Below are 2,545 nucleotides of genomic sequence, written 5' to 3' on the forward strand. Positions count from 1 at the left end.
AAGGTACACCTACTCGGTGTAAAAGAAGGGAGATATCTTACCGCCAAATCAGGCGAAAGAAAGGTATGGATCGTGGAGTTAACTGATGATATTGGTGGTGGTACAGGTGCAAAAAGCATTTACCAGATCGATCAGATAACCAGACAGCTTTATAAACAGGAAATAAGCATAGGTAGCCGTAAAATGGAGATGAGCTTGTTGGAAGAATAATGTGTTAACGATAAAAGTCCAGCACCATTGGCATTATCTCTAATGATCAAAAACAAGTTTTAGAATATTCGCAAGCACAGGATTGTGGTCATCGGCACGCCAATTAATCAATATATCGGTTTTAAAAGGCAAGGGAATAAACCGTAAGCCAGGACTTTGATGGTGCATATAAGAATCAGGCAAAATGGCTATTCCCAATCCCTTGCGTACGAGTGCAATAATTGTAGATCCAAATTCGGAATGTAGAAATACATCAGGAACAAAATCGTAAGATTTGAAAAGTGCCTGAATAATCTCACTATAGCTACTACCCTCATCCTTGGTAGGCAGAATAAACTTCTGCACTTTAAGGCTTTCTTTAGATAAATCCTCGAATCTTTTAAAAGAATGTGCTAACGGAACCACCAGAGCCAGGTGATCGGAGTATATTTTTTTTGATTTAATACCCTGCTCACTGGTGATATCCCTCGTAATGGCCAGATCAATTTTATAGTTCTTTAGAAAATCCAGCTGATTTTCATATAAAACCTGTACCAACTTAATTTGAAGCTGTGGAAATGCCTGCGTTATCTTAGCCAAAATATCGGGCATGATAGAAGCCGATATAGAATCAGGATGTGCAATCGTAATGGTTCCGCGTTCACCTAAATGGATCTGTTTGGCAAACTGATGGATATATTCGAGCTCACTTAACTCTACTTCCCATTTTTCTTTTAAGAATTTACCTGCTGGAGTGAGCTTCACATTACGTTTATTACGTTCGAAAAGCTGCAGACCCAATTCATTTTCGAGCGACTGAATTTGGCGGGTTAGGGCTGACTGCGTGATATTTACCTTTTCAGCTGTTTTCCAATAATGAAGTTGTTCTGCTAAGGCCAAAAAATACTTGATTCGCTGAAGATCCATTAATGCAAAATACGCATTAATAAATGAAAAAATAGCATTTTATTACATTTAAAGAGTTATTACATTCGTACCATGGAGCAGATCATAATTGAAAGGGCAACACCAGCTGATATCAAAAAATTACTGGAGATCGGGAGAACAACATTTTCCGAAGCTTTTGCCGCGGTAAACAGTGAGGAAAATATGAAAGAGTACCTCGAAAAAGGCTTTTCTGAAGAAAAACTGAAAGAGGAACTGAGCAATCAGCATTCTCAGTTTTATTTTGCACAGCTTGATGGAGAAGTCRTTGGCTATTTAAAGATCAACATAGGACAAGCGCAAACCGAAAAACTAAATCTTGATGCACTTGAAATTGAGCGTATTTATCTTTTGAAAGCATTTTACGGCCAAAAAGTTGGCCAGCTACTTTATCAAAAAGCCATTGATATTGCGCTTGAAATGCAAGCCAGTTATGTATGGCTGGGCGTATGGGAAGAAAATTACAGGGCATTAAGATTTTACGAAAAAAATGGCTTTACACCTTTCGGCAAACATAAGTTTTGGCTTGGGGATGATGAACAAACAGATTTGATGATGAAAAAAGTATTGGTTAATGATAATGAATTAAAAGCATCCTAATGGAAAAAAGAAACCTCTTTTTGATTTTATTGATACTGGGTACCGCGTTTTGGGGAATTTCATTTTCTGTTACCAAGCTTGCTATCGGACAGCACCAACCTGTTCTGTTTTTGTTCTACCGTTTTTTACTCGCCACAATGGTTTTATCGGTTATTTTCTGGAAACATGTAAAGAAACTCGATTCAACAGCGATCAAAACAGGCGCAAGTTTGGCTATTCCACTAGTACTTGGTATTTATTTGCAAACACTGGGTATCACACATACATCGGCATCGCAATGTTCATTTGTAGCCGGAATAACCGTTGTAATGATTCCGGTGATTAAACYTATTATTTATCGAAAACCTGCAGCACTAAAAATATGGATTGCGGCATTCACAGCGCTAATTGGGCTTTTTGTAATATCGGTTACTGATAAATTCAGTATTGGAACCGGAGATTTATATACCATTATCGGTGCTTTTTGTTTTGCCATATATTTAATCCAGATCGAAAAGGAATCAACGGCAGGCGATATTATCCCTACCATTGTGCCTATGTTTGCCACCTGTGCTTTATTAACTTTTCTATTAACGTTTATTCAAGGAAACGCCACCTGGATTCCTCAGCAGGAAACATTTTGGATTGGTATTATTTTTTGCGCATTATTCTCAACGGCATATATGTACACCATATCGAATATTTCTCAAAAGTACATTAGTGCCGAAAGGGTATCTATCATCTATCTTTTCGAACCTATTTTCGGAGCTTTCGCGGCACACTTTATTTTGGGAGAAGAAATTACATCAAGGTTATTGATTGGAGGCGGAAT

At 37.8% G+C, this 2,545-nt stretch carries 4 protein-coding genes; 3 read left to right on the forward strand and 1 reads right to left on the reverse strand.

From position 1 onward, the window contains the following. The coding region (locus AC1DND_RS25510; RefSeq protein ID WP_477585344.1) for a hypothetical protein at positions 1–210 on the forward strand (210 nt) is incomplete at its 5' end. A 39-nt stretch (positions 211–249) separates the two neighbouring features. Here the strand turns inward: AC1DND_RS25510 and AC1DND_RS25515 are convergent. Next, positions 250–1,116, reverse strand: a complete 867-nt coding sequence (locus tag AC1DND_RS25515) for a LysR family transcriptional regulator (protein ID WP_477585346.1) — start codon at positions 1,114–1,116, stop codon at positions 250–252. A gap of 72 nt (positions 1,117–1,188) precedes the next feature. On the opposite strand from AC1DND_RS25515, the gene AC1DND_RS25520 reads away from it, so the two are divergent. Together AC1DND_RS25520 and AC1DND_RS25525 are read left to right on the forward strand one after the other, a co-directional pair. Next, positions 1,189–1,734 (forward strand): GNAT family N-acetyltransferase, encoded by a 546-nt coding sequence (locus AC1DND_RS25520; RefSeq protein ID WP_477585348.1) that lies wholly within the window; start codon positions 1,189–1,191, stop codon positions 1,732–1,734. Continuing rightward, a partial coding sequence (locus AC1DND_RS25525) for a DMT family transporter (RefSeq protein ID WP_477585350.1) occupies positions 1,734–2,545 on the forward strand: 812 nt, incomplete at its 3' end. The genes AC1DND_RS25520 and AC1DND_RS25525, both read left to right, overlap by 1 nt.

The organism is Pedobacter sp. 01N416 (assembly GCF_056399685.1).